The organism is Sulfitobacter sp. GN1-4, from assembly GCF_055693825.1.
Genome location: NZ_JBVFUQ010000003.1, coordinates 907,801 through 934,151 on the forward strand (window position 1 = coordinate 907,801; position 26,351 = coordinate 934,151).

The 26,351-nt window shown below is 59.8% G+C and carries 25 protein-coding genes and 3 pseudogenes; 9 read left to right on the forward strand and 19 right to left on the reverse strand.

Going from position 1 to position 26,351, the window contains the following annotated elements:
- Positions 1-77: 77 nt before the first annotated feature.
- Positions 78-1,469, forward strand: coding sequence for an SPOR domain-containing protein (locus ACZ1HM_RS04930; RefSeq protein WP_472741679.1), 1,392 nt, complete (start codon positions 78-80; stop codon positions 1,467-1,469).
- Positions 1,470-1,505: 36 nt separating this feature from the next.
- Here the strand turns inward: ACZ1HM_RS04930 and ACZ1HM_RS04935 are convergent, their stop codons facing one another.
- The 4 genes and pseudogenes from ACZ1HM_RS04935 to ACZ1HM_RS04950 form a co-directional block, all read right to left on the reverse strand.
- Positions 1,506-2,225 (reverse strand): SGNH/GDSL hydrolase family protein, encoded by a 720-nt coding sequence (locus ACZ1HM_RS04935; protein WP_472741681.1) that lies wholly within the window; start codon positions 2,223-2,225, stop codon positions 1,506-1,508.
- Between the two features lie 8 nt (positions 2,226-2,233).
- Entirely contained in the window at positions 2,234-3,247 is a 1,014-nt protein-coding gene (locus ACZ1HM_RS04940; RefSeq protein ID WP_472741683.1) for a hypothetical protein, read from the reverse strand.
- A gap of 145 nt (positions 3,248-3,392) precedes the next feature.
- Positions 3,393-3,845, reverse strand: a complete 453-nt coding sequence (locus ACZ1HM_RS04945) for an AMP-binding enzyme (protein WP_472744565.1) — start codon at positions 3,843-3,845, stop codon at positions 3,393-3,395.
- Between the two features lie 24 nt (positions 3,846-3,869).
- A pseudogene (locus ACZ1HM_RS04950) lies at positions 3,870-5,014 on the reverse strand (AMP-binding protein); the annotation flags it as partial.
- Positions 5,015-5,109: 95 nt separating this feature from the next.
- Between ACZ1HM_RS04950 and ACZ1HM_RS04955 the strand changes: the two are divergent.
- Positions 5,110-6,021: a DMT family transporter gene (locus tag ACZ1HM_RS04955; protein WP_472741685.1), complete on the forward strand. Its 912-nt coding sequence runs from the start codon at positions 5,110-5,112 to the stop codon at positions 6,019-6,021.
- A complete protein-coding gene (locus ACZ1HM_RS04960) occupies positions 6,018-6,674 on the forward strand; it encodes a sulfotransferase family 2 domain-containing protein (protein WP_472741687.1) in 657 nt (218 codons plus the stop codon). The genes ACZ1HM_RS04955 and ACZ1HM_RS04960 overlap by 4 nt, the downstream gene beginning before the upstream one ends.
- Here the strand turns inward: ACZ1HM_RS04960 and ACZ1HM_RS04965 are convergent.
- The 10 genes and pseudogenes from ACZ1HM_RS04965 to ACZ1HM_RS05010 all read right to left on the reverse strand — a co-directional run bounded on the left by ACZ1HM_RS04965 (position 6,671) and on the right by ACZ1HM_RS05010 (position 16,919).
- Entirely contained in the window at positions 6,671-7,570 is a 900-nt protein-coding gene (locus ACZ1HM_RS04965) for a DMT family transporter (RefSeq protein WP_472741689.1), read from the reverse strand. The two genes, ACZ1HM_RS04960 and ACZ1HM_RS04965, sit on opposite strands and share 4 nt — an antisense overlap.
- A 142-nt stretch (positions 7,571-7,712) precedes the next feature.
- A complete protein-coding gene (locus ACZ1HM_RS04970) occupies positions 7,713-9,917 on the reverse strand; it encodes a 3-hydroxyacyl-CoA dehydrogenase NAD-binding domain-containing protein (protein ID WP_472741691.1) in 2,205 nt (734 codons plus the stop codon).
- Between the two features lie 42 nt (positions 9,918-9,959).
- Positions 9,960-10,442 carry a hypothetical protein gene (locus ACZ1HM_RS04975; protein WP_472741693.1) on the reverse strand — a complete coding sequence of 161 codons (483 nt, stop codon included), beginning with the start codon at positions 10,440-10,442 and terminating at the stop codon, positions 9,960-9,962.
- A 2-nt stretch (positions 10,443-10,444) separates the two neighbouring features.
- Positions 10,445-11,656 (reverse strand): acetyl-CoA C-acetyltransferase, encoded by a 1,212-nt coding sequence (locus ACZ1HM_RS04980; protein ID WP_472741695.1) that lies wholly within the window; start codon positions 11,654-11,656, stop codon positions 10,445-10,447.
- Positions 11,657-11,681: 25 nt separating this feature from the next.
- The gene (locus tag ACZ1HM_RS04985) at positions 11,682-12,320 is read right to left on the reverse strand and encodes a glutathione S-transferase family protein (RefSeq protein ID WP_472741697.1); all 639 of its coding nucleotides are present in this window, start codon (positions 12,318-12,320) and stop codon (positions 11,682-11,684) included.
- 273 nt (positions 12,321-12,593) lie between these two features.
- Positions 12,594-13,751, reverse strand: coding sequence for an acyl-CoA dehydrogenase family protein (locus ACZ1HM_RS04990; protein WP_472741699.1), 1,158 nt, complete (start codon positions 13,749-13,751; stop codon positions 12,594-12,596).
- Positions 13,752-13,765: 14 nt separating this feature from the next.
- A complete protein-coding gene (locus tag ACZ1HM_RS04995; RefSeq protein ID WP_472741701.1) occupies positions 13,766-13,978 on the reverse strand; it encodes a hypothetical protein in 213 nt (70 codons plus the stop codon).
- A gap of 49 nt (positions 13,979-14,027) precedes the next feature.
- Positions 14,028-15,807, reverse strand: a pseudogene (locus ACZ1HM_RS05000) (acyl-CoA dehydrogenase C-terminal domain-containing protein).
- Positions 15,808-15,864: 57 nt separating this feature from the next.
- Positions 15,865-16,266 (reverse strand): MerR family transcriptional regulator, encoded by a 402-nt coding sequence (locus ACZ1HM_RS05005; RefSeq protein WP_472741703.1) that lies wholly within the window; start codon positions 16,264-16,266, stop codon positions 15,865-15,867.
- Positions 16,267-16,529: 263 nt separating this feature from the next.
- Positions 16,530-16,919: a MerR family transcriptional regulator gene (locus ACZ1HM_RS05010; RefSeq protein ID WP_472741705.1), complete on the reverse strand. Its 390-nt coding sequence runs from the start codon at positions 16,917-16,919 to the stop codon at positions 16,530-16,532.
- Between the two features lie 123 nt (positions 16,920-17,042).
- Here ACZ1HM_RS05010 and ACZ1HM_RS05015 point away from each other — a divergent pair, with 123 nt between their 5' ends.
- The 3 genes and pseudogenes from ACZ1HM_RS05015 (at position 17,043) to ACZ1HM_RS05025 (ending at position 19,303) form a co-directional block, all read left to right on the forward strand.
- Positions 17,043-17,453 carry a PaaI family thioesterase gene (locus ACZ1HM_RS05015; RefSeq protein ID WP_472741707.1) on the forward strand — a complete coding sequence of 137 codons (411 nt, stop codon included), beginning with the start codon at positions 17,043-17,045 and terminating at the stop codon, positions 17,451-17,453.
- A gap of 2 nt (positions 17,454-17,455) precedes the next feature.
- A complete protein-coding gene (locus ACZ1HM_RS05020; RefSeq protein WP_472741709.1) occupies positions 17,456-17,962 on the forward strand; it encodes a PaaI family thioesterase in 507 nt (168 codons plus the stop codon).
- Between the two features lies 1 nt (position 17,963).
- A pseudogene (locus tag ACZ1HM_RS05025) lies at positions 17,964-19,303 on the forward strand (MATE family efflux transporter).
- A 21-nt stretch (positions 19,304-19,324) separates the two neighbouring features.
- On the opposite strand, the gene ACZ1HM_RS05030 reads toward ACZ1HM_RS05025, so the two are convergent.
- From ACZ1HM_RS05030 to ACZ1HM_RS05040, 3 genes are read right to left on the reverse strand one after another with little or no spacing between them, the layout of a single operon-like run.
- Positions 19,325-20,347, reverse strand: coding sequence for a quinone-dependent dihydroorotate dehydrogenase (locus ACZ1HM_RS05030; protein WP_472744566.1), 1,023 nt, complete (start codon positions 20,345-20,347; stop codon positions 19,325-19,327).
- Positions 20,348-20,364: 17 nt separating this feature from the next.
- Positions 20,365-20,796 (reverse strand): DUF1330 domain-containing protein, encoded by a 432-nt coding sequence (locus ACZ1HM_RS05035; protein ID WP_472741711.1) that lies wholly within the window; start codon positions 20,794-20,796, stop codon positions 20,365-20,367.
- Positions 20,793-21,143, reverse strand: a complete 351-nt coding sequence (locus ACZ1HM_RS05040; protein WP_472741713.1) for a DUF952 domain-containing protein — start codon at positions 21,141-21,143, stop codon at positions 20,793-20,795. Before ACZ1HM_RS05040 ends, ACZ1HM_RS05035 begins: the two co-directional genes overlap by 4 nt.
- Before the next feature lie 145 nt (positions 21,144-21,288).
- On the opposite strand from ACZ1HM_RS05040, the gene ACZ1HM_RS05045 reads away from it, so the two are divergent.
- Positions 21,289-22,848 (forward strand): bifunctional metallophosphatase/5'-nucleotidase, encoded by a 1,560-nt coding sequence (locus tag ACZ1HM_RS05045; protein WP_472741715.1) that lies wholly within the window; start codon positions 21,289-21,291, stop codon positions 22,846-22,848.
- 53 nt (positions 22,849-22,901) lie between these two features.
- Here ACZ1HM_RS05045 and ACZ1HM_RS05050 read toward each other — a convergent pair whose 3' ends face one another.
- Positions 22,902-24,005, reverse strand: coding sequence for a helix-turn-helix transcriptional regulator (locus tag ACZ1HM_RS05050; RefSeq protein WP_472741717.1), 1,104 nt, complete (start codon positions 24,003-24,005; stop codon positions 22,902-22,904).
- 65 nt (positions 24,006-24,070) lie between these two features.
- Between ACZ1HM_RS05050 and ACZ1HM_RS05055 the strand changes: the two genes are divergently transcribed.
- Together ACZ1HM_RS05055 and ACZ1HM_RS05060 are read left to right on the forward strand one after the other, a co-directional pair.
- Complete coding sequence (locus ACZ1HM_RS05055) at positions 24,071-25,114, forward strand: alpha/beta hydrolase family protein (protein ID WP_472741719.1); 1,044 nt, start codon at positions 24,071-24,073, stop codon at positions 25,112-25,114.
- A gap of 102 nt (positions 25,115-25,216) precedes the next feature.
- A complete protein-coding gene (locus ACZ1HM_RS05060) occupies positions 25,217-25,909 on the forward strand; it encodes an SOS response-associated peptidase (RefSeq protein WP_472741721.1) in 693 nt (230 codons plus the stop codon).
- Positions 25,910-25,998: 89 nt separating this feature from the next.
- On the opposite strand, the gene ACZ1HM_RS05065 is transcribed toward ACZ1HM_RS05060, so the two are convergent.
- On the reverse strand, positions 25,999-26,343 hold the full coding sequence (locus ACZ1HM_RS05065) for a cupredoxin domain-containing protein (RefSeq protein WP_472741723.1): 345 nt from the start codon (positions 26,341-26,343) through the stop codon (positions 25,999-26,001).
- Positions 26,344-26,351: the final 8 nt, after the last annotated feature.

Genomic DNA, 26,351 nt, shown 5'->3' on the forward strand with positions numbered 1-26,351 from the left:
ACGGTTACTTGCTGACAATGGCTTGACCATGGGGTAGGCTGCGGCAACTTCTACTACATATTGTGTGGGGGCACGAGATGAAAGTAACGCGGTTTTTGGCCATCGGGGTGATGGCGGGCAGCTTGGCACTGGTATTGCAAAGCGGATCTGGGCAGGCACAGGCCAGTGATCAGGTGCCAGCAGAGTTTCCGCCTGCGACCTACAAAGGCAAGCAATACGTAGACAGCAATGGCTGCGTGTTCATTCGGGCCGGGATTGATGGCGACGTATCCTGGGTGCCGCGTGTGACACGCGACCGCAAGGTGATCTGTGGCTTCCGCCCCTCTTTGGCCCAGGAAGTAGCAGAAGCGCCTGCGCCGGCCAACACTCAAGAGGTTACTACCCAAGAGGCACCCGCAGCTGAAACTGCTTCAACGGCGACAGAAACCAGCGCAAAGCCCAAGCCGCGCCGCGTGGCGCAAGCCGCCGCTCCGGCACTTAAGCCGAAAAAGCCCAAGGTGATGCGGCAAACGGCCCCCAAGCCAAAGCCTAAGCCCAAGGTCGTCGTGCAACCCAAACCCGCGGCCCCTGGACAACCGCAGCGGATTGTCCTTGCGGAGGGGGCGAGCCCTTGTGTGAACGCCTCCAGCATCTCTCAGCAGTATTTGAAAGGCGCGGGCGTGCGCTGCGGCCCCCAAGATGCGCCGATCCTACCCTACCGCACAGCCGGACGAGATGGCGAGGTGACTGGCCAAACGCAGTTTGCCGTAACGCCAGCCCCAACGGCAGCAGCCGCAGGCACGGTGCAGCCCGTGCAGGTTGCTCAGGCACCAACAGTCACTGCAACAACACGCATTGTGCCCAAGCATGTGGCCGAGAATCGGATCAACACCCGCAACGTGTCTATCCCCAAAGGATACCGACCTGTGTGGGATGACGACCGTCTGAACCCCCACCGGGCTGAGCAAAACCTGGCCGGTCGCGGTGACATGCTGCTGATCTGGACGCAGACCGTGCCGCGCCGTTTGATTGACCGCCGCTCGGGCCGGGATGTGACCGCATCCGTCCCGCTGATCTATCCCTACACCAGCATTCAGCAACAGCGCGCGGAATTGGGTGAAGTGAGCCTTGTCAAAAAAGATGGCAAGCTGATGAAGCGCATCCTGCGCAAGCCGGGTGCAAAGCCCGTCCAGCGCGCGCCCGTGATCTCCACACGCTCTGCGCCAAAGGCAGCAACGGCACCCCGGCCGCAAAAGGTGGCCCCTGCGGGTAATCGCTATGTGCAGGTTGGCATCTTCCTAAACCCTGACAACGCACAGCGGGTCGCACAGCAGATCGCGCGGATGGGTTTGCCTGCACGCATTGGCAAGCGTCGCAGCGGTGGCAAGACCTATATGTCTGTGCAAGCAGGTCCTTTCACCGACGGCAAAGCGCAAAGCGCGATGAAGCGGCTGCGCGGTGCGGGCTATGGTGACGCCTACGTCCGTTAACCTATTGGCGGCGCCCAGAGCGGAAGTCAGGATGGCCTAGGGCGGCTCAGAAACGGGCCAGCTTGATGTGATCTCAGCCGCCATGCGCGCGCCCCAAAGGGCATAAAGATTGGCAGAGGGGTGAAAACCGTCTTCGGCCATCAGGCTAGGGTCTTCTGGCAGATCAAAGTCTACATGGCGGCAATCCGCCCGTCCTACCAGATACGCCAGACGATGCGCTTCCAGCTTGCGGGCGTGACGGCCCAAGGTCCACCGCAAGGGTTCTGGCAACAGGGGAAAGGCATGCAGCGGCGGCATGGCTGAAATAAAGAAGCGCTTTACGCCACAGCGCGCCGACAGATACCTCAAAAGCGCATCCTGCTGGCGGACCCATGTTTTGGCAGGGACAAGACGGGTCACATCATTCACCCCCAAAGCGACAATTGCCATATCTGCGGGCGGCAATGCGGCGGTTTGCAATCGTGCGAGCGTTGATTTTGTCGTCGCACCGGTCAGCGCATCAAGGTGCCAATGGACGGTGAAATCCTGGGCCAGGGCAGCAACGGTTTGACCCGCCAGCGCTTCCGTCTGCTGCGCCACACCGACCCCGGCGGCAGAGCTATCGCCGATGATGGCCAGGTTCAGACGTGGACCCTGTCCCCGCACGCCGCTGCGCGGACCTTCTGCCTCTGGCAGGCTTTGGGCAATGCGCCGCACCTGCAGCGCTTGGGTGATCAACAGCGGCGACAGCCCCAATCGGACAACGGTGTCCCACATCCTAAGCCTCAGCCTCCGCAGATGGCCTGGAGCCGCAGCCAATTGGCATCCGAAATCAGCGGCTCTGTCAGCTTGCCGTTCATCGGATCGCCTTCGATCAGGTTCAGCGTCGTCTCGCCCGTGATGTCGATGGCATAGGCATAGGGGGTGCTGCGCAGGTTGGCATGGGCAAAGCGGGCCAGTTGCGCCGCGGTGTCGGGGGCCGGGGGCGGCGTGGTCATCAGATGCTCTGCATAGGCATCAAGCGCAGGATCTGAGATGCGGCCCGTCGTCAGCAACCGGAAGGTTTCGCGCAGGCCCACAACCCGCAACAGGTCGCGCAATGGATCTGAGGCATCGCGCAAAGTCAGCTCCGTGACGATAAAGCCCGCAGCGACATCAGGGTCTTCGTGATCTTCCAAAACACTGTGGTTCAACACGATCAGGTTGCCGGGCAAATGCAAGCTGTCGCGGGTCATAGCGGGCAGGACGGCGATGGGGCCTGCCTCAAGCCGGCCAGAGAACAGCGCCAAAGCAGCCAGCCCAGCCGGATCGCCACAACTGGGCCCAGACACCCGTTCAATGCGGGTCAAGAGGGCCGCCCCCAAGGCATCGCGTTTCACATCTGGCACGACAGAAACTGCATGATCCTGCGCGGCACCGGGCAGCCAAACCAGCGCCAGCCAGATCACCGCAAGCGCCGAAAGCGACATCCCCATCCAGCGCAAACGCCCAGGTTTGGGGCGCGATTTCTCAATCGCGCGGCGCAGGGTCTCGATGGCCTCGATCATCTCCGCTTCGCTCTCGGGCAGCTCAACGGTTTCGCCAGGATCGCCGTTTGGGTGAAAAATCGCAGGGGTTTTGCCGGGGTTGGCCCGTTCCACAGCCGCCAAAGACCAATGGGTCAGCGCCTGATCCTTCATGTCCGTGATCACCAGCGTTGCATCACCAATAGAGACCACCACCTCGCGGCGCTGATCGTCCGGGGTGGGCCGCCAAAGGGCGGTCGCTTCAAGCCGTGCATATTTGGTAAGCGCGGTCATCTGCTCTGCTCATGTTCTTTTGGGGCAGATTAGCAGGCTTCGATTGGGTGGCAAAGAGGGGGCGTGGCCTGGGCTGAAAACAAGGTTCCGGCCCACGCGCTCACGCCCGCGCTGGTATGGCTGCTGAGCGCTGGCCGCGCCTCCTCTACGCCAAATCCGCGGCTGTTTTACGCAGTTCAAACTTCTGGATCTTGCCCGTCGATGTTTTGGGCAGCTCCTGGAACACCACGCGTTTGGGGGCTTTGAAGCCCGCAAGCGTTTCGCGGGTGAACGCGATCAGTGCGGCCTCATCCGCTGTGGCACCGGGTTTGAGCTCTACAAATGCGCAAGGCACCTCGCCCCATTTCTCATCCGGTTTGGCCACCACAGCGGCCAGGTTCACGTCCGGGTGGCCCATCAGCACACCTTCCACCTCCACGCTTGAGATGTTTTCACCGCCTGAGATGATGATGTCTTTGGCGCGGTCGGCGATCTGGATATAGCCGTCGGGATGCTGGACCGCGATGTCGCCGGAATGGAAGTAACCGCCCTTAAAGGCTTCTGCGGTGGCGTCCGGATTTTTTAAGTACCCCTTCATAACCGCGTTCCCACGGATCATGATCTCACCTTGCGTGGTGCCGTCATTTGGCGTCTCGCTCACATCGGCATCTGCGACGGTGATACGTTCCATCATCGGAAAGGCCACGCCCTGGCGGGCCTTGATCGCTGCTTTTTCCCCAGCCTCCAGGCTGTCCCAGTCTTCGGCCTTCCAGATGCATTCTGTGACGTGGCCATAGGTTTCTGTCAGCCCGTACACTTGGGTGATGTTAAAGCCCAACTGCTCAATCTTGCCCAAGGTGGCTGGGGCAGGGGTGCCCCGGCGGTAAAGACCTCAACCGTATGGTCAAAGGCGCGTCGTTCTGCGTCAGGGGCATTCACCAGCATGTTTAGCACGATGGGCGCGCCGCCGAAATGGGTCACGCCTTCATCGGCGATGGCGTCATAGATCGCCTTGGCGGTGATATCACGGCTGCACACCAGCGTGCCGCCGATCAGCGGCATCATCCAGGTGTGGTTCCAGCCGTTGCAATGAAACAGCGGTACGATCTGCATGAACACCGGGTGCAGGACCATCCGCCAGGAAATGACGGTGCCCATCGTCATCAGATAGGCACCCCGGTGGTGATAAACCACGCCTTTTGGCCGCCCGGTGGTGCCAGAGGTGTAATTGAGCGCGAGGCTTTCCCATTCGTCCTGCGGCATGTGCCAGGCGAAATCCGGGTCCCCGGTGGCCAGCAGAGCGTCATAAGTCTGGTGCTTACCGGTCGCAGGCAAGACATCGGTGACTTCGATAAGGGTGGGCCCCTCTCCCGTCATCTCCGCGCAGGCGGCTTCGGCCAGCGCCATGAATTCGGTATCCACCAACACAACCTTGGCCCCGCCATGATCAAAGATATAGGCCACAGTGCCCACATCGAGACGCGTGTTGATGGTGTTTAGGACCGCACCACAAGCTGGCACGCCAAAATGCGCCTCGGCTTGGGCGGGCAGGTTGGGGATCAGCGTAGCGACCACATCGCCGGGGGCGACGCCCATCTTACTAAGCGCTGAGGCCAAGCGCGTGCAGCGGTCCAGGTATTCGGCATAGCTCACCCGGTGATCGCCATAGACCACTGCGGTACGCTCTGCAAAAACCTCTGCTGCGCGGCGCAAATGAGACAAAGGCGTCAGCGGCACATAGTTGGCGGCGCATTTGTCCAAGCCTGTTTCGTCAGCCATCCATCCCATGTCGCATCCTCCCCGAATTGATGTCGCTCTGGCCGCAGAGTATTGCGGCAGCTGTGCGACTTTGAAAAGGTCAATTTTGCAAAGAGGGCAGGTGTTTGAGCACAACAGTTGTAAAGCCAGGGGCGGCAGCGGCCGCGATCCTTGCGGGCATGGCCACGCTGGGCCTGACCGATAACTTTGTGCCCTATATCTCAGAGCGTGGATCGCTGTGGCAATTTCACTTCGTCCGCTCGCTGATGGCGGTTGGCGTTCTGATGCTGATTGTACTTCTGGGCTATGGCACGATGCGAGCAAACCGCCCCGTTGCCGTGATGGGCCGCAGTCTGTTTCAGGCAGGTGCTATGTTGATCTATTTTGGTTGCCTGTCGGTTCTGCCCATTGGGGTGGTGGTCGCGGGGCTCTTCACGGCACCGCTTTTTGTGGTGCTGATTTCCATTTTCTTTCAGGGCAAACGCGTGGGCCCCTTTCGTTGGGCGGCGGTGGTCATGGGGTTTGCAGGCGCCTTGATGGTGATCCGGCCTGATCCTGCGGCGCTGGACCCAGTGGCCTTTCTGCCGATCTTTGCCGGACTGCTTTACGCGGTGGGGGCGGTGGCCACCCGTGCCTGGTGCGAAGGCGAAAGCACGATGTGCCTGACGGCGGGGTTCTTTGGGGTGCTGGGGGTTTTCGGGCTGATCGGTATCTTTTTGGTCAATGCAGAGGCACCTGCGGGGCACGCGGGCTTTGTCCTGCGCTCTTGGGGGCCGCTGGATGCGGCGATGCTGTTTTGGTTTGCGGTTCAGGCGGTGGGGTCACTGATCGGGATCGCGCTGATCTTTCGCGGCTACCAGCTGGGCGAGGCGAGCCATGTGGCGGTCTTTGAATACTCCCTGCTGGTCTTTGCCAGCTTCTGGGCCTGGGTGATGTGGAACCAAACCGTTCCGCTCTTGGGTTTGTTGGGCATGGTCCTGATCGCGGGCGCTGGCAGCATCATCGCGCTGCGCTCAAGCGCGGAGGCACAGGTATGATCATCAGCCAGGGGCGCGCTTACATCTTTGTGCATATTCCCAAAACCGGCGGCACGTCGCTGGCGCTGGCGCTTGAGGCGCGGGCAATGAAGGACGACCTGATGCTAGGAGACACGCCCAAAGCCCTCAAACGCCGCCGCCGCCTGGCTGATGCGCCAAGCGCGGGCCGGCTTTGGAAACACTCAACACTGGCCGATATCGACGGCATCGTCAGCCCCGATGAAATGGCGCAGATGTTGTGCTTTACCCTGGTCCGCAACCCCTGGGACCGGATGGTCAGCTATTACCACTGGCTCCGCGCGCAGCGTTTTGATCACGCGTCAGTCCATCTCGCCAAGGGGCAGGATTTCGCGGGTTTTCTGGCCGATGCTCGTACCCAACAGGCGCAGCGCGATTGGCCTGCTGCGCGTTACCTAACGGACATCACCGGTGCTGACCGCGGTGGGCTTTTTATCCGGTTGGAGCATTTTTCCCAGGATGCGCAGCCGCTCTTTGAACATCTGGGTTTTGATGTCACCTTGCCGCATGAGAACGCCTCAGACCGGTGGCGGGGCTACCAGAGCTATTATGACGCGCAAAGCCGCGCCATCGTGGCTGAGTGTTGTGCGGCGGATATCGCGCGCTTTGGCTACCGGTTCGAAGAAGCAGGCTAAGACGGGGCCACCGTCCCGCGCGGTTTGCGCACGCTGATGAGAAGCCCAAGCGTGAGGATTACCAAGGCGACAATCCCAATCGGCCCCATGCCTTCGCCCAAAATCAGCGCCCCCAGAACGGCCCCTGTCCCCGGCACCGCCGCCAGGATCGAAGACGTCGCCACATTGCCAATGCTGCGCGAGGCATAGGCGACCATCAACAACCCGATGAGGTTCGGCACAAAGCCCTGATAGATCGCTTGCAGCAGCAATGGCCCCGCAGGGGCGTCGGCCAGACCAGAGGGCAAGAACAGCGCCCAGATCGGCAGGTAAAGCACCGCATTCACAATCGTGCCGCAAAAGATGATCTGCATCGGGCCAAGCGACCAACGTTCTGACAAGACAACGTAGAAAGAGAAAAACACCGCGCCCAGGATGAACAGCAGATCGCCGATCCAGGCGCTGCTGCCTGCGCGCGCCGTGCCCTCCCAGGCCAGCACCACGGTGGAGGCCAGGATCAACAGCGCCCCCGCCATCTGACGGTTGCCGGGCCGCACGCCAAAAAGCATCACACCGATCACAATCGCCACCAAGGGCAATGTGCCGTTCATAAAGATCCCGCCATGGGCAGCAGGGGCAAACAGGAACGCGGCAAAAACACACAGGATATAGACTGGCCCCAGGATGAATGAAGTCACCGCGATTTGGATCAGCGACAGGCCCCGCCAGGGTTTGTAGTAAAGACACAGCGGCAGCGCCACGAGGCTGGCCAGGCCATAGCGCATTGCGGCCAGATCATAGATCGTCAGCCCTGCATCCGCCGCAACCCGGCTGGCGATCAGCCAGAAGGACCAGATCAGCACGATCAGCCAGGCAGCGGCAAAGCCGGTCGTCGTGGACGTGGGGCGGGATATCATAGGGGAAAGCCATCGCAGTGTTTGCGCGCACCTTGGGTGAGGCAGGCCTGACTTGCAATGGGCGGTGCGGCAGAAAAGCGGCCCCCGCGTGCCACAAAAAAGGGGCGCACGCGCGCCCCTTTTCACGTTCATATGTGACGCATCACGCCGCGGCAGCGGCCTCGGTGCCAAAGCGGCCATAGAAGCTTTGGTTCTTCTCACCCATCTCCACCAGCAGGGCAGGGGGATCAAACCGGTCGCCGAACTTCGCAGCCAACTCACGGCACCGTTCCACCGCGTAGGGCGTGCCGATGATGTCCAGCCAGCTCAGCGGCCCACCGGTCCAGGGCGCAAAGCCCCAGCCCAGGATCGCGCCTACGTCGCCTTCGCGGATGTCCATCAACACGCCTTCTTCCAGCGCGCGCACAGCTTCCAGGGCCTGCACGAACATCAAGCGGTCCTGCACTTCTTGAACGTCTGGCTGCACCTCGGCCAAGGGGTACTTGTCGTGGATGCCCTTCCAATAGCCCGTGCGCTTGCCCTTTTCGTCATAGTTGAAATAGCCCGCTTTGGCCTTGCGGCCCAAACGACCTTCTTCTTCCATCCAGACAATCAGGTCATCTGCCTCAGAAGCCGGATAGGCATTGCCCATCGCAGCCTTGGTGGCGCGCATGATCTTGGTGGCCAGGTCGATAGAGGTTTCATCGCCCAACTGGATCGGCCCCACGGGGAAGCCCAGCATTTGCGCGGCATTGTCGATCAGCGCCGGTGCCACACCTTCGGTCACCATGCGCGTCGCTTCACCGCCGTAAGGGATGATGCAGCGGTTGGCATAGAAGAAGCGCGCATCGTTGACCACAATCGGCGTCTTCTTGATCTGGCGCACATAATCCAACGCCTTGGCCACCGCACGGTCGCCGGTCTCTTTGCCTTTGATGATCTCCACCAGCAGCATCTTCTCAACAGGAGAGAAGAAGTGAATGCCGATGAATTGCTCTTTGCGCGACGATGCCTCGGCCAGGCCGGTGATCGGCAAGGTGGAGGTGTTGGAGGCAAAGATGCAATCCTCTGGGATGATCGCTTCGACCTTTTGGGTCATCTCGGCTTTGACTTTGGGGTCCTCAAACACCGCTTCGATGATCAGGTCGCACCCTTTCAGCGCGTCCAGATCCGGCGTGGCATTGATCAGGCCCAGCATCGCCTCTTTCTTCTCGGGCGTCACCTTGCGGCGCGCGATGCCCTTGTCCAGATAGGCCTCAGAATAGGCTTTGCCCTTGTCGGCCGCTTCCTGATCGCGGTCGATCAGCACCACCTCGATGCCCGCCTGAGCTGAGACCAGCGCAATGCCCGCGCCCATCATGCCCGCGCCCAGAACGCCCAGCTTTTTGACGCGCTGATCTGCGATGCCTTGCGGACGCACAGCGCCTTTCTCCAAGGCTTCTTTGTTCAGGAACAGCGACCGGATCATCGCCGAAGAGCTTGGGTTCATCAGAATAGACGTGAACCAACGCGCCTCAATCTTGAGCGCGGTGTCAAACGGCACCAGCGCGCCTTCATATACCGCAGAGAGCAGCGCCTTTGCCGCCGGGAAGGCCCCTTTGGTCTTGCCGTTGACCATGGCGTTTGCGCCCACAAAGGTCATGAAGCCCGCCGGATGGAAAGGTGCGCCGCCGGGCATCTTATAACCCTTGGCGTCCCAGGGTTTGACGATGTCGGCATCCTTGGCGTTCAACACCCATTCCTTGGCCGCCGCCAGCGGATCTGCAACCGCCTCATCAATCAGCCCTGCTTTGACAGCCGCCGCAGGGGCCACCATCTTGCCTTCCAGCAAGAAGGGCGAGGCGTTCATCGCGCCCAGCTTGAATGACAGGCGCGTCGTGCCCCCGCCGCCGGGGAAGATGCCCACCATGATCTCAGGCAGGCCAATGCGCGCCTTGGGGTTATCCACACAGAAGATGCGGTGCGTGGCCAAGGGCAACTCCAGCCCGATGCCCGCCGCCGTGCCGGGCAGGGCCGCGGCAATCGGCTTGCCGCCTTTGTTGGTCTTGGGGTCCATGCCCGCGCGCTCAATCTTGCGCAGCAGGCCGTGCATCCGCATGGTGCCCTCAAAAAGCCCTTTGGCCGGATCATCGCCCGCCTCAGCCTTCATCTTGGCCAAAAGGTTCAGGTCCATGCCGCCGGCAAAAGACCCTTCTTTGCCAGAGGTGATTACGATGCCTTTGACAGCCTCATCAGCCAGCGCCTGATCAATCAGCGCGTCCAGCTCGCTCAGCCCATCAATGGACATCACGTTCATGGATTTGTCAGCAACATCCCAGGTGATAACGGCAACGCCATCGGCGTCCGTTTGCATGGTAAAGTCGGTCATTGGAGAATGCTCCTTGGTGAAGATCGCCGGGCGCGCCCGGACTTAGTGTATGGTTTGGCCTGAAAGCTCTTCATTCAGGCGTCTGCTTTCGTCGATGACACGTCCCATACCGTCAGCGGGTTCAATGGCATTATCGGATCCGCAGACCCACCATTTTCCCTCAATGCGCCGCATAATGCCCTTTACAGGATAGGGGCCGTCCTTGATCACACCGCCTGACACCAACCGTGTCTCATGAACGCCAACAATCTTGTTAGGGTTCACAAACTCAGCCGTCAGACAGGTGCGGACATACTCCCCATTACTCTCACTTGTCAGGTGATCGCAGATGCTGTCAAAAAGCACCTTGAGTTCTTTGCGGTTGCGCACTTCTAAGCGGGGACCAAAACTGCCAAGATCATGGGGCACCCGGATCAACTGCGCATAGGCTTCGAAATCTCGAGCCATATAAGCGCGTGTGATCTGATGGAGGAAATCCTGATAGATTTCCATCGCCACATCATTGCTTGGCAGTTTGTCTTTCAATGTCAGACCCTTTCAATCACAGTCGCGGCCCCCATGCCGGACGCGATACAAAGGGTGGCCAGGCCAACCTCTTTGTCTGCACGTTCCAGCTCATCCAGCAGGGTCCCGATGATCATGGCACCGGTGGCCCCCAGCGGATGGCCCATCGCAATGGAGCCGCCGTTCACATTCACCTTCTCGTGCTCGACATTAAAGGCGTCCATGAAGCGCATGACAACAGATGCGAAGGCCTCATTCACTTCAAAAAGGTCGATGTCCTTGATGCTCATGCCATTTTCAGCAAGCACTTTTTCAGTCACAGGCACTGGACCGGTCAGCATGATGGTCGGATCGGTGCCGATCTTTGCAGTGGCTTTGATGCGGGCGCGTGGCTTCAGGCCGTATTTCTCGCCAAACTCTTTGTTGCCGATCAAAACAGCCGCCGCCCCATCCACGATGCCAGATGAGTTGCCAGCGTGGTGAATGTGGTGGATTTTCTCAAGATGCGGGTATTTCAGCAGGGCAACCTTATCAAAGCCGGGCATCACTTCACCCATCTGCTGGAACGCAGGGTTCAACGATCCAAGGCTTTGCATGTCGGTCTCAGGGCGCATGTATTCATCATGATCCAGAATGGTCAGACCGTTCTGATCCTTGATCTGGATGACAGATTTCGCAAAACGGTTGTCATCCCACGCGGCCTTGGCGCGCTGCTGGCTGACCATGGCAAGCATATCTGCATCATCGCGGGAATAGCCGTATTCAGTGGCAATGATGTCCGCTGAAATGCCTTGCGGGACGAAATACTGCTCCATCGCCAACGTCGGATCGACAGCAATGGCCGCCCCGTCGCTGCCCATGGCGACGCGGCCCATCATCTCAACACCGCCTGCGATATAGGCATCGCCTGCGCCGCCTTTGACCTGATTTGCCGCCAGGTTCACAGCCTCCATGCCTGAAGCGCAGAAGCGGTTGATGGCCAAACCCGGAATGCTCTCATCCAGATCAGAGGCCAAAACGGCTGAGCGTGCCAAACAGCCGCCCTGCTCCATCACCTGGGTGACATTGCCCCAGATCACGTCTTCAACAGCGTGACCTTCCAGGTTGTTGCGTTCTTTCATGGCGTTCATGGTCTGAGCCGACAGGCGCAGCGCAGTCACTTCGTGTAACGATCCGTCTTTGCGCCCCTTGCCGCGCGGGGTGCGCAGGGCGTCATAGATATAGGCGTCGGTCATTGAGAGGGTCTCCGATCTGTTGTGTTCAGGCGCGGTCAGCAGGGCTGCCGGGCATCAGGTCATAAGGGGCTTTCCACCCCGGTGTGTCAGACAGGCGCGAAAGCCATGCGTCGATGTTGGGGTAATCCTTGCGGTCAAAGCCGAAGGGCTCAGGGTAATAAAGATACCCACAGCAGGTCATATCTGCGTTGGTCAAACCATCGCCCACAATCCAATCACGCCCTGCAAGATGCGTGTTCAGAACATCATAGGCCCCTTTGAGCCGTCCGAGGTTAAAGCCGATCACCTCTTGGGGGCGCTTGTCCTCTGGCAGGAAGTTCATCAAGAACCGGGTCATACCGGCCACAGAGCTCAGCTTGTGATTGTCCCACAGAATCCAGCGCAGGACTTCACGGCGTTCTGCAGCATCCTTGCCGCCATGTTTGCCGGACTTTTCGGACACATAATCCTGGATCACGCCCGACTGGGTCAGCTTGACATCGCCATCAATCATGACCGGTGCCTCGCCCATCACATTCAGCTCAGACCGGTACGCATCTGAACGGCCCTGGCCTGCGAAAAAGTCAACTTTCACCGGCTCCCATGCCAAACCAGAGAGTTCCAGCGCCAGTGCCGCTTTGTAAGAATGGCCGCTTTCGCCAAAGCAATGCAGTTTAATCGTCATGACCTGGGTCCTTTGTTGTGAGGGTAGACCGGGGGTTTCACACCCCCGGACCCCTGTGGAGGTGTAGTGGAAAGATGAAGCGCTCTTTAGGTTTCGTTAACCCTGATTTGAAACTCTGCAGGTGCCCGGCATGCTGGAGAGATAACCCGGGTGAAAGGTGAAGCTCCGCCACGCCGCCTGCATCTTTGATGCGCGGCGTGGCGGGGTGAACGCTCCGGCCCGGCTTCATCTTTCCAATAAAACTCAATTCCAACACCTCATCCCGTCCCGCGCTCAAAGATTGCGCGAAATCAGTTCCTTCATGATCTCATTGGTGCCGCCATAGATGCGTTGCACACGGGCGTCGGTCCACATCTCTGCAATCGCATATTCCTGCATAAAGCCGTAGCCGCCATGCAACTGCAGGCATTCGTCAAGAACATCGCCTTGCGTATCCGTCAGCCAGTATTTCGCCATCGCAGCGCGGTCCACGGTCAGCTCACCGCGCAGGTGTTCGGCGATGCATTGATCCAGGAAAGCGCGCGCAACAATGGTCTTGGTTTTGCATTCTGCCAGTTTGAACCGGGTGTTCTGGAACTGCAGGAGGTTGCCGCCAAAGGCTTCGCGTTCTTTGCAGTATTGGATGGTCCGCTCAACCGCGCCTTCCATGGCACCCACGGCTTCGCAGGCGATGATCAGGCGCTCTTGGGGCAGCTGCTGCATCATCTGGTAAAAGCCTTTGCCTTCTTCGCCGCCCAGGATGTTCTCTGGCGGGATCTCAACGTTGTCGAAGAAAAGTTCTGAGGTGTCAGAGGCATGTTTGCCGATCTTTTCCAGGTTGCGACCGCGTTGGAAACCGTCGGCTCCTTCGGTTTCGACCACCACCAGGCTGACCCCTTTGGAGCCTTGCGTGGGGTCGGTCTTGGCCGCCACGATGATCAGCTCTGCGTGTTGACCGTTGGTGATAAAAGTCTTCTGGCCGGACAGGCGGTAGGCGTTGCCGTCTTTGATGGCCTTGGTTTTGATGGATTGGACGTCAGAGCCAGCAGAGGGCTCGGTCATCGCCAGCGCGCCGACCATCTCGCCGGTGACCATCTTGGGCAGCCAGCGTTTCTTCTGCTCTTCCGTGCCGTAGGCCATGATGTAATGCGCCACGATACCGGAATGGATGCCGTGCCCCCAAGAGGCGAGGTTGGCGCGGGCCACTTCCAGCAGGATCGCCGCTTCGTGGCCAAAATCACCGCCCGCTCCGTCAAATTCCTCGGGGATGGAAGGGCAAAGCAGACCCAGCTCGCCCGCCTCATTCCAGGTGGAGCGGTCCATTTCAGACTGCTTGCGCCACTTTTCAAACTTTGGGGCCCATTCGGTATTAATGAAATTCGCGGTCATATCCGCGATCATCTGATGCTCGTCTGTCATCCAGCTGGATTGGGTGGTGGCAAAATCTTTCATGGGGGGCCTCTTGATTAGCGTTTGCGGTCGTCGAGGTCAGCAGTGAAGAGCCGCAGCCGGGCTGTCAGGTTCTCTTCGTTCATGACTGAATTGAAATTCTCAAACAGAAAGGACAATGCCTCGCCCTCGTCCAAGCCCGCATCCGTGCTGAATTTCTTCAGGCGGCGATAGCCATCCTCGGTCATGGCGACCGGGAAGCGACGGGTGAGGCGAAAGCGTTTTGGCATTGTCTCTCCGGTTTGGGGTGGGCCGGGCGGGGCAGCCCCCGCCGGACCATTAAAAGTTTGCAGCGTCCAGTGCCATCACCGTGTCCGCACCAGATTGGATACGGGTCAGGTGCAGCGCCGTCGCAGGCAGCTGACGCGCCATGTAGTAACGGCCTGTTGCCAGCTTTGTCTCATAGAACGCCACGTCAGATGCGCCATTTGCCAGCGCGTCTTTCGCCGCCAGGCCCATCTTGGCCCACATCAGACCCAGGCAAACATGGCCGAACATGTGCATAAAGTCATTGGAGCCCGCCAGCGCGTGGTTGGGGTTCTTCATGCCGTTCTGCATAAAGAACATGCCCGCCGCCTGCAGATCCTTGGAGGCCGCTTTCAGCGGCTCCATGAACTCCTTGTCAAAGGCGTCATCTTGGCCCGCGTTTTCCTTGATGAAGGATTTCACCAGATCAAAGAAGGCCATCACATGTTTGCCGCCGTCTTGCGCCAGCTTGCGGCCCACCAGGTCAAGCGCCTGTACACCGTTGGCCCCTTCATAGATCATCGCAATCCGGGCATCGCGGGTGAACTGGGACATGCCCCATTCCTCAACATAGCCGTGACCGCCGTAAACCTGCTGGGCCTTGACGGTCATGTCATAGCCGACATCGGTCAAGAAGCCTTTGATCACCGGCGTCAGCAAAGACACCAGACCATCGGCGTCCGCGTCCTCGGACCTGTGGGCGGCGTCGATCATGGTGGCGCCCCACAGGATGAAGGCGCGCGCGCCTTCCGCAAAGCTTTTCTGATCCATCAAAGAGCGGCGCACATCGGGGTGCACGATGATCGGATCAGCGGCCTTTTCAGGTGCTTCTACCCCGGTTACGGCGCGGCCCTGGATGCGGTCCTTGGCATAGGTCAGCGCGTTCTGATAGGCGACTTCGGCCTGCGCCAGACCCTGCATGCCCACGCCCAAACGGGCCTCATTCATCATGGTGAACATCGCGCGCATGCCCTTGTGCTCTTCGCCCAAAAGGAACCCGGTCGCGCCGTCATAGTTCATCACGCAGGTGGAGTTGCCGTGGATGCCCATCTTTTCCTCAATGGAGCCGACGGCCACGCCATTGCGTTCGCCCAAGGATCCGTCCTCATTGACCATGAACTTTGGTACGATGAAAAGCGACACGCCTTTGATGCCCTCTGGGCCACCTTCGATCTTGGCCAGCACCAGGTGGATGATGTTGTCGGCCATGTCGTGTTCGCCAGAGGAGATAAAGATCTTTTGGCCGGTGATCTTATAGCTGCCATCGGCTTGCGGTGCCGCTTTGGTGCGCATCATGCCCAGATCGGTGCCGCAATGCGGCTCTGTCAGGTTCATCGTGCCGGTCCACTCGCAAGAGACCATATTGGGCAGATAGGTGTCTTTTTGCTGCTCAGACCCGTGGGCCAAAATGGCAGAAGCCGCGCCATGGGTCAGACCCTGGTACATGGTGAACGCCTGGTTGGCAGAGGAGAAATATTCACCCACCGCGGTGCCGATCACGTAAGGCATGTTCTGCCCGCCGTATTCTTCGGGCATGTCCAGACCGGTCCAGCCGCCTTCTTTCACCTGGTCGAAGGCTTCTTTGAAACCGGGAGGAGTATAGACAATCCCGTTCTCCAACTTGCAGCCCACGGTATCGCCCACAACGTTGAGGGGGGCCACAACTTCGGCTGTCAGCTTGCCCGCCTCTTCCAGAATGGCAGAGGTGAAATCGGGCTCCAGATCCTCATAGCCAGGGATCTTGGCTTGGCTGACTTTCAGCACGTCGTGCAGCACGAACTGCATGTCTTTGGTGGGGGGTATATGTAGGCATGAGGCTCTCCCTAAAACTTGTTCGCTTTTGTTGGGGTATTCTGACCGGTTGCGTGGCTTATTCTGCCGCGCTCCGGGTTTGCTTCATGGAGGCGATCATCTTTTCCCCCCATTTCAGCTGTTCTTTCAAATCTTGGATGGCATGGTCCAGCTCATCGCGCTGGGCTTGCATATCTGCCAGCCGCTCGCGGGCCACATCATAGGCGCGCGCAAACTGCGTCTGCTGTTGGTCGCCTACGTGGTACAAATCCAAAAGCTGGCGAATTTCTTCCAGCGAAAACCCAAACCGCTTGCCGCGCAGGATCAGCTTGAGCCGGGCGCGGTCACGTTTGGTGAACAGGCGCTTTTGGCCTTGGCGCACAGGGAACAGCAGTTCTTTCGCTTCGTAAAACCGCAATGTCCGGGGCGTGACTTCAAAGGCGTCACACATCTCGCGAATGGTCATTGTATCGCTTTGCATCGTAGCATCTTTCGTCAGTGAAAACGGTGTTGCGGTTGGCATGTGCGGGTGGTTGAGCTGTCTTACAATAGCGGACTACGTTTACGTAAGTAGGACGTCACGTCACTTTGCAAGTTTACGTAGGTGTAACTCGGGTAAACCTTGAAATCGACCCTTGCAGGGCGGCAAACCGAACGCAAAGCCCAGGCAAAAACAAACAATTGTACTGCCAGGCAAGGCGCTTTTGCACGACATCGTATTCAGAAGTGGGGGCCGAAAAAAGGTCAGGCCTTTTTCTTTTGGATCTCTTCGAGATAAGCGGCGTTATCATCGCGGGAGCGTTGAAGCTCTTCAATCGCTTCGTCCAATTGCGCACGCTGCTCTTCCAGTTCTAGCAACTGTTTGTCCGCGTATTCGACCCATGCGCGCATCTGCGCTTCGGTGCCTTCGTTTTCATACATCAACAGCCACTGACGGATGCCTTCCAAAGGAAAACCCCATTTGCGCCCACGCAGGATCAACTTCATCCGGGCACATTCGCGCGGGCCATAGAACCGCGACCGGCCTTCCCTGTCCGGCTGCAAAAGCTCAATGTATTCATAATACCGCAACGTCCGCGGTGTGACGTCGAAGGTTGCGCACATCTCTTTGAACGTAAGGCGGTCGTCTGCCATTTTAGCTCTCCCTCGGGCGTTCAGGTTATGACGATGGCAGCACAAGCGCAACAGGCGGCCTTGCCCTTTGGCAGGTCTGCGCGGATAAGGGTGCGAAACCAAAAGCAAGACCGCGCATCCCCTATGGACCATAAAGCTGCCGTTCAGTTCATTAAGCTGCTGCCCCATGCCCAAGCGCTGGGGATGACGCTGGACAAGCTTGATGCCGGCACGGCCGTAATCTCAATGCCCTATGCCGAAAAGCTGATCGGGGATCCAAAGACAGGCGTTTTGCATGGCGGCGCTGTCTCGGCGCTGATGGACACCTGTTGTGGTGCGGCCGTGATGAGCCATCCAGACGCGCCCAGCCTGACGGCGACGATTGATTTGCGGATAGAGTATTTGCGGGCCGCAACCCCAGGGCAAGGCATCACAACGACGGCCACCTGTTACCACATCACACGCTCCGTGGCCTTTGTGCGCGCAACTGCATTGGATGACGATGCGCAGAACCCGGTGGCCACGGCCACAGGCACATTCACGGTGGGGGATTGAGCATGAAAAAGCGCCCCGAGCCTGTGCAGGTTGTCAAACAGCGCCGTGATTCCGTACTGCGCACGCTGGTCGAAGGTGTGCCCTATATCCAGTTTATGGGCATCGTGTTTGAACGTCGCGGTGATGAACTGACAGCACTTATGCCCTTCAAAGAAGAGCTGATCGGCAACCCGCTTTTGCCTGCGCTGCATGGCGGTGCCACGGCCGCTTTCTTAGAGGTGACGGCCATCATCGGCCTGAATTGGGCGGTGATGTGGGAAGACATGGAAAGCGGCGCGCTGGACGTCGAAAACCTTAGCCCCGAGACACTGCCGCGCCTGCCCAAAACGGTGGATTTCACGGTCGATTATCTGCGCTCCGGTCTGCCGCGTGATGCCTATGCCCGCGCGCATATCACCCGCGCCGGACGGCGCTATGCCAGCGTGCGGGTAGAGGGCTGGCAAGACAACCGCGCGCGTCCCTTTGCGCAGGCCGTGGGGCATTTCGTGATGCCGCGCACGGCCAAATAGGATGGCCACAGCCGCCCCTGAGGTGCCCCCACCCGCGCAAAAGCCGATCACACACCGGCGTGTGCTGCACATTGCGGTGCCCATTGTCATCTCCAATGCCACCGTGCCGATCTTGGGCGCGGTGGATACTGGCGTTGTGGGTCAAATGGGCCTGGCAGCCCCCATCGGTGCCGTGGGCATCGGGGCCATTATTCTGTCAGCCTTCTATTGGTTTTTCGGGTTCCTGCGGATGGGCACGGTGGGTCTGACCGCGCAAGCGTCAGGGAGGGGGACCGCGCAGAGGTGGCCGCTTTGCTGACCCGGGGCCTGATGATCGGAGCAGGTGCAGGTGCGCTTGTGATCGCCCTGCAACTGCCGTTGATGTGGGCAGCTTTCCAGGTCTCTCCGGCCTCGGCTGAGGTGGAAAACCTCGCGCGGGACTATATGCAAATCCGGATCTGGTCTGCGCCTGCGGCCATCTCACTTTATGCCATCACCGGCTGGTTAATCGCCCAAGAGCGGACGCGCGCGGTTCTGGTGATCCAGCTTTGGATGAATGGCCTGAACATTGTGTTGGACCTCTGGTTTGTCCTGGGATTGGGCTGGGGCGTGACGGGCGTGGCCTTTGCCACTTTCCTGGCGGAATGGACTGGGGCCGCACTTGGTCTGTGGTTTTGCCGGTCGGTGTTTCTGGGCCCGGCCTGGCGGAACTGGGCCCAGGTGCTGCACCGGGCGCGCTGGGTGCGGATGATCAAGCTGAATGCCGACATCCTGATCCGGTCGCTCCTGTTGGAGGCGATGTTCATTTCGTTCATTTTCTTTGCCGCAGACATGGGGGATGTGACACTGGCGGCCAATCAGGTGCTGCTGCAATTTTTGATGATCACCGCCTACGGTCTGGATGGCTTTGCCTTTGCGGCTGAGGCTTTGGTGGGCAAGGCCGTGGGCAGCAAGAGCCTGAGCCGTCTGCGACGCGGCGCGCTTTATGCCTCGTTCTGGGCGGGGGCCGTCTCAGTTGTGTTGGTGCTGGTTTTTCTGGTTGCGGGGCCTGCCATCATTGATCTGATGACCACCGCGCCTGAGGTCAGAGAGGTTGCGCGCAGCTATCTGATCTATGTCGCACTGGTGCCGCTTGCAGGCTGTGCGGCATTCATGCTGGACGGCATTTTTATTGGGGCCACACGATCGCGCGATATGCGTAATATGATGGCGGTGTCCTTTGGGATCTACCTGATCGCATTGGCCCTTTTGCTGCCGCCCTTTGGAAACCATGGGCTTTGGTCTGCGATGCTGATCGCCTTTGTGGCGCGGGGCGTGACCCTTGGCTTGCGCTACCCGGCATTAGAGCGCGCTTTGGCCTAGGGCGCTGGCCCCCCATATCTGTCAGAGCCAGCGTTCCCGATCACTGCCAACAGCATCCTTCACGGATGCAAAACCATCCCGCGCCAGCAGTTTGTCCAAACCGCGCACGATCCGCTCCACCAATGAAAGCCCGCCGTAAACCATCGCCGTATAAAGCTGCACCGCCTCCGCGCCCGCCTGGATCTTGGCGTAAGCCTCCTCGGCTGAGCTGATGCCGCCCACGCCGATTAGCGGCACATCCGTGAGCGTCGACAGCCGCGCCAGCACACGCGTGGATTTGTCAAAAAGCGGCGCACCAGAAAGCCCGCCCGCTTCATCTGAGTGGCGGCTGCGCAAACCGGTCCTGTCCAATGTGGTGTTGGTGGCAATGATCGCCGCGACGCCTGCGTTTTGGGCAACCTCGGCCACGTCAGCCACTTCTGCATCGTTCAGATCAGGCGCAATTTTCAGGAACACAGGGGTGTCGCCACGCACCGCCATAACACCCTCCAGCAAAGCGGCGAGGGCGGCTTTGCCCTGCAGGTCGCGCAGCTTTTCCGTGTTGGGCGAAGAGACGTTGACGGTTGCAAAATCCACATGCGCGCGGGCCTGTTCCATCACCTTGGCAAAATCCGCAGCCCGGTCCGTGCTGGTCTTGTTGGCCCCAAGGTTCAGGCCCACCGGCACCCGTTTGCGGCGTGCGGCCAGCCGGGTGCAAATCGCCTCGGCTCCGTCATTGTTAAAGCCAAAGCGGTTGATCGCCGCGCGGTCTTCGGTCAGCCGGAACAGCCGTGGCTTTGGGTTGCCTGGCTGCGCCAGCGGGGTGGCCGCCCCCACCTCAACAAAGCCAAAGCCCGCCCGTTGCAGCCCGCCAAGCGCTGTTGCGTTCTTGTCAAAACCTGCGGCCAGGCCAACGGGGTTGGGCAGGTCGATCCCCGCGATCTGTGTCTTCAGCCGGTCCGAGGTGATGACGCCCGGCGCAGGGGCAAGTCCGGTTTGCAGCGCCGTGATCGCAAGCCCATGGGCGCGCTCAGGATCGGTCATCTGAAGGGCGGCCAGGCCCATCTGTTCCAACACCGCCTTCACGAAAAACGATCCGTTGTGCCAGCGTTCTGGGTGCGGATCAGACGCGAGGTTTTTACCGCCGCCTGCCGATGCACCACAGCTTTTTGGTATTCCGGGTTAGATACCATGGCCAAAAAGGCATGCGCCGAAGGGTAGGCCGCGATAAATGCCGTATCCCAGGTTTCATTCTGCGGGCCAATCAGCGTCAGATCAAAAGTGCCGCGCCAAAGAATGCTGCCGCCGACCGATGCCAAGATCGGCGCGGTATGCTTGCCATATAGCGCATAGGCCTCAGCCCCGGTCAGCCCGTCGCGGGCCAGCGTGTGATCGCCGGGGTAATTGGCCAGATCGTTGAACGCCACCAAATTCAGCATGTTCAAAGGCGCATCGCGGTCGAGGTCTTTGAACGCGTCAAACTGCGCGCGGTCGGGGTCAATATAGCGGCTCATGTATCGGCACCTTCAAAACCGGGGGGAAACTGATGCACACCACCCTCAAGCGGCAAGGGCTGCGCCCAGGCGACATCTTCTAAGGTCAGGTTGCGGTAGAGATGCGGGAAGAGATCATCATTGCGCGACACCTCCCATTTCAGGTCCGCCCCCAGCCTGTCGGCATCCACGGCCAACAAGAATAGGTTTTCAACCCCGGCAAAGTGCTTTGCCGCTGTTTCTTGCGCCTGCGCGGCCGTGGAGAAGTGGATATAGCCGTCCGCCAAATCAATCGGCGCACCTGCGGTGACCTTCTCAGAGCGGAGCGTTTGCCATTCATCGGCGCGGAAAATTTTGTAGATCAACATGCGCCGGTGATGCCTGTCTGCCTTCTGAGGGTCAAGAGCCGCGGCCAAGCCCCTTGGTTTGCCATTAGGGCCCGAAAACGCTTTGACACCCCCCGGCGCACCCGGCACGGTGGTGGCATAGAATCCAAAACATAAGGGGAGACCAATGAAACGACTGATGACAGGCGTTGCGGCTCTGGGCCTGATGGCGGGCACTGCGGCGGCGGACACAAGCCTCACCATTTTGCACACCAATGACTTCCATGACCGGTTTGAACCGATCAGCAAATACGATTCCACCTGCGGTGCAGAAGACAATGCCGAAGGGAAATGCTTTGGCGGCATCGCGCGGATGATCACAGCTGTGACCGACGCCCGTGCACGGGCGGGCGAAAACGTGCTGCTGCTGGACGCGGGCGACCAGTTCCAGGGGTCACTCTATTATACCCAATATGGCGGGGACCTTGCGGCAGAGTTCATGACACTGCTGGACTATGACGCCATGGCCGTGGGCAACCATGAATTTGACGATGGCCCCGAAGGCCTGGCAGCATTCCTGGATAAGGTGAGCCTGCCCGTGATCTCTGCCAACATCGACGTGAGCCAGAACAACATGCTGGCCGATAAGGTGCAGAAATCCACCGTTCTTGAGGTGGCGGGCACGCAGGTGGGCGTGGTCTCGGTCCTTGCCGAAGACACGCCCGAGACATCTTCGCCGGGCGACAGCGTTGTGTTTTCCTCCACCGTTGATGCAGCCCAGGCTGAGATTGACGCGCTCACGGCGGCAGGGGTGAACAAAATCGTGCTGCTCACCCATGTGGGCCTGCCCGAGGACAAGCGCCTGGCGCAAGAGCTAACCGGTGTGGATATGATCATCGGTGGGCACAGCCACACGCTTTTGTCTAACACCGCCGAACGGGCCGCAGGCCCTTATCCGACGGTTGAGAATGGCGTGCCGATCTTTCAGGCCTATGCCTACGGCAAATACCTGGGCGAGATCAGCGTCACCTTTGACGACGCAGGTGACGTCACCGCCATCTCGGGTGAACCGATCCTGCTTGATGCCTCCGTGGCCGAAGACCCTGCCGCCGTGGCGCGCATGGCTGAGTTGGCCAAACCGCTGGAAGAGCTGCGCAGCCGCGTGGTGTCCTCAAGCGCTGATTTGATCGAAGGTTCCCGTGATGTGTGCCGCGCGATGGAATGTCCGATGGGCAATCTGGTGGCCGACGCCATGCTGGACCGGGTGAAGGATCAGGGCATTCAGATCGCGCTGCAAAACGGCGGTGGCTTGCGCGCCTCTATTGACGCGGGCGATGTGACCATGGGCGAAGTGCTGACCGTGCTGCCGTTCCAGAACACGCTGTCCACTTTTGAGGTCACTGGCGCCACCTTGGTTGCCGCCCTTGAAAACGGCGTAGGCCAGATTGAAGATGGCGCGGGCCGTTTCCCCCAGGTGGCGGGCATGTCCTATGTCTTTGACGCCAGCGCAGAGCCTGGCAGCCGGATCAGCGATGTGATGGTGGGTGGTGCACCAATTGACATGGATGCGACCTATGGCGTGGTGTCCAACAACTACGTGCGCAACGGTGGCGACGGCTACAAGATGTTTGTGGATGCCGCCAACGCCTATGACTTTGGGCCTGACCTTGCCGATGTCACGGCTGAGTTCCTGGCGGCAAACGCACCCTACAAACCCTACACAGACGGGCGCATCAGCGCCAAATAAGCCTGCGGGTTATGCCACTTTGGAAAGGCGCGCCTCAAAAAGGCGCGCCTTTTTCACGTCTTGCTGCCCGCGCTGCGGTATTGGGCCGGCGACATGCCATAGACGCGCTGAAATTCGCGGTAGAAATTTGACCGGGTCAGAAACCCGGATTGCGTCATGACCTTGCTCACAGGATCGTCTGTCTGCCGCAGCAGACCAGCGGCATGGCGCAGCCGGAACCCGTTCACATAATGCGACACATTCATGCCTTGCGTCTGGTTGATCGCAGATGACAGCGCCCGCTCCGGCACGCTCAGCCGCCGCGCCAGACGTTGCACTGTCAGGTCCGGGTCCAGAAAAAGCTGCGTCCGCTCAAGCACGTCGCGGGCCTGCGTCTCCAGATCCGATTCTGCGGTCTCCGTTTTTCCGGGCGTTGGCGGGTTGGCCGCATCCAGTTTCAAATGCTGCGACGGCAGTTTGGTCAGGATCAGGATCAGCACCCCAATCAGCGCCGCCGACCCAAAGGTAATGAGCGCAGGCGCATGGGTGCCTTGCGACAGCATGAAGCTAAGCGCGATCAGTGTATCGATCAGCAGCAACGCACAAAGCAACGCCACCGCCATCAAGATCCACCGCCGGATCAAGGCGGCGGCGTCTAGCCGCGCGTGGATCAGTTGGTCTTGGCCTTTGCGCCACAGCAAAAACAGCGCCACGGCATAGCCCAAATAGCTTGCCGATATGACCAGATCGAAATCCCGGTAGATATTGGCAAAGGCGGCTAAGACACTGGCGACGATCACCGCACCGCCCAAATGCACTACCAGCCGTCTGCGCCAAATCTCAGCAGGCAGCGATAACGCGATGAACCCCAGATAGAGCAGGGGACCAACTGTCAGCGGCAGCACCCGTTGCACTGTTACAAACCGCTCCACGCCATAACCGAACCGCAGACCCACCAAAGCCGATTGCATCACAAAGCAGGCAAAGAGCCCGGCAAAGCACCACGCTGCTGCGCGCCGACCCAAATCAAGGCGCAGCATCAAAGGCGCGATCACGGCGCAAAGCGCCGCGGCCAGGAACGGCAGCGGCACAGAAATGATGTCCTGGCCCAAAATCATGTCCTCTTTTGCGCAGGTCCTGTCCTCAATCGTGATAGAGGACAGGGTTTGGCCGCTCAACCCATTGTTTTACTTGGCCTGCCCGGCAATTTGGATGGCATCACGCCAACACAAGGACGCACACCATGAAGCACATTTTGCACATCGCCGCCCTGAGCATCGCCATGAGCGCGAGCGCTGTTATTGAAGTACATGCAGGTTCCAGCTGGGCCACCGGCCTGGCCCCCATCGCGGTCAATGACGCCCGGACCGACCGCCCACTGGAGGGGTTTGTCTGGTATCCGACATCAGAAAAATCAGGGGCGCAGGAAATGCACAGCAATGCCGTCTGGCAGGGCATTGAGGCCATACCGGATGCTGCGATGGCAGAGGGGACATTCCCCCTCGTGGTGCTGTCACACGGGATGTACGGCAATGCGATGAACCAAAGCTGGTTGGCCGATGCGCTGGTGGACGAAGGCTATATCGTGGCCGCCATCAGCCATCCCGGCACCTCCACCTGGTTGCGCGATCCGGATCACGCCCGCCAGATGTGGGACCGGCCCCGCGATCTGTCCCGCCTGATTGATCACATGCTCAGCGATCCCGCATTTGCGGGCCACATTGACGCCGACCGGATCTATGCCGCAGGCCATTCCCTGGGCGGCTACACTGCGGTTGCCTTGGCAGGCGGGCGCTATGATGCGGCAGGGTTTGAAGCCTTCTGCGAAGCGCGCGCCGACCGTGAACTGGTCTGCGGTATTTTCGATCAATGGCAGATCGGCCAAACCCCGCAGGACATCCGCGCGCTGGAACAAAGCAGTGCCGATCCAAGGGTGAAAGCATTTGCGGTCTTTGATTTGGGCGGCACCCAGACCTTTTCTGCTGACAGCCTGGCCGAGATTGCCGCGCCGATGTTGGTAATCGGTGCACCGCAGAACATCTCAGGCCTTGATCTTGATATTGAATCGCGTGCCCTGCAGGCGGCCCTGTCGCAGGATGTGGTGACCTATTTGGAACCTCAAAGCCTGTCGCATTTCGATTTCCTTGGGGTTTGCAAACCTGCGGGCATGGCGATCCTTGCAGAGGAGGAACCGGGCGATGAGGTCATTTGCCTCGACGGTGGCGCATCGCGCCAGGCGGATCATGACATGATCATCACTGCGGTGGTTGGGGCCTTCTCGCAGTAAACCGAATAAAACACTCAGCGGAGCGCAGCGCCTTCGCGCTGCGCTTTGCTTTGCCCGTGACGCATCCTAAACTGTGCCTGAACAGCAAAATGGATAAAGCCGATGTGTGGACGTATGGCCGTCACCTTGCCACCCGACGCAATGGCGCAGCTTTTCGCGGCAGCCCCGGCGAACGATTTGCCAAGCGTGCCCAACTACAATGTCTGCCCCACGAACGATGTGTTCATCGTCACCAGTTCCTCCCAGGCGGAGCGCAAGCTGCAGGCGATGCGCTGGGGCTTTATCCCGCGCTGGTACAAAAAGCCCAACGATGGGCCATTGCTGATCAACGCGCGGGCTGAAACGATCGCTGAAAAGCCTGCGTTCCGGGATGCCGCGCGCCAGCGACGGGGGCTGATCATTGCCACGGGGTTCTATGAATGGACCAAAGATGCCGAGGGCGGGCGCGATCCATGGTATATTGCACGCGCGGATACCGCCCCGCTGGCGTTTGCTGCAGTGTGGCAGTCCTGGCGCAGCCCGGCGGGCGAGGATCTGACGACCTGTGCCGTGGTCACCACAGGCGCCAACGCGCCGATGCAAGCCATCCACCACCGGATGCCCGTGGTGTTGGAGCCAGAGGACTGGCCGTTATGGCTGGGCGAGGCAGGCAAAGGGGCGGCCACACTGATGACTGCCGCAGCCGATGATCTGCTGCAGTGGCACCGCGTGGACCGCGCCGTGAACTCCAACCGCGCGTCCGGGCCAGAGCTTATCGAACCTTTTGAAGACGACAGCGAAACCGGCGCCGGCTGACCCAAGGGGATCAGCCCACGCCGGGAAGCGCTTGCGCGCCAGACCGCGCGCTGAACCAGCCAGCGCGGTCATTGCCGATCTGCGACAGATCAGTTCTGAGCGAGGTTTTCGAAAACGATCTCACCATTGGCAAGCTCAAAGCCGCCGCCCGTGCCAGAGAAGGTGGACGGAATGCTCTCGTCCAACTGCAGCACGAATTCACCAGCGGGATGGATTTCTTCTGAGGTCCAGACAGCTTCGGCACCAGAAACGGTGTGCGTTGCGGTGCTTTCGTTTTTGAACAGAATGGTGTCACCTGTGCTGGCAAACACCACGGAAGGGAAATAGCTCCCGTCCACAATCAGAACGACATGCTCTTCAGCCTGCGCAGCGCTTGCGGAAAACGAAAGTGCAGCGGCAATGGCCAAAGCGCCCTTGCGGTATGAGTTAAGCATCAACGTGC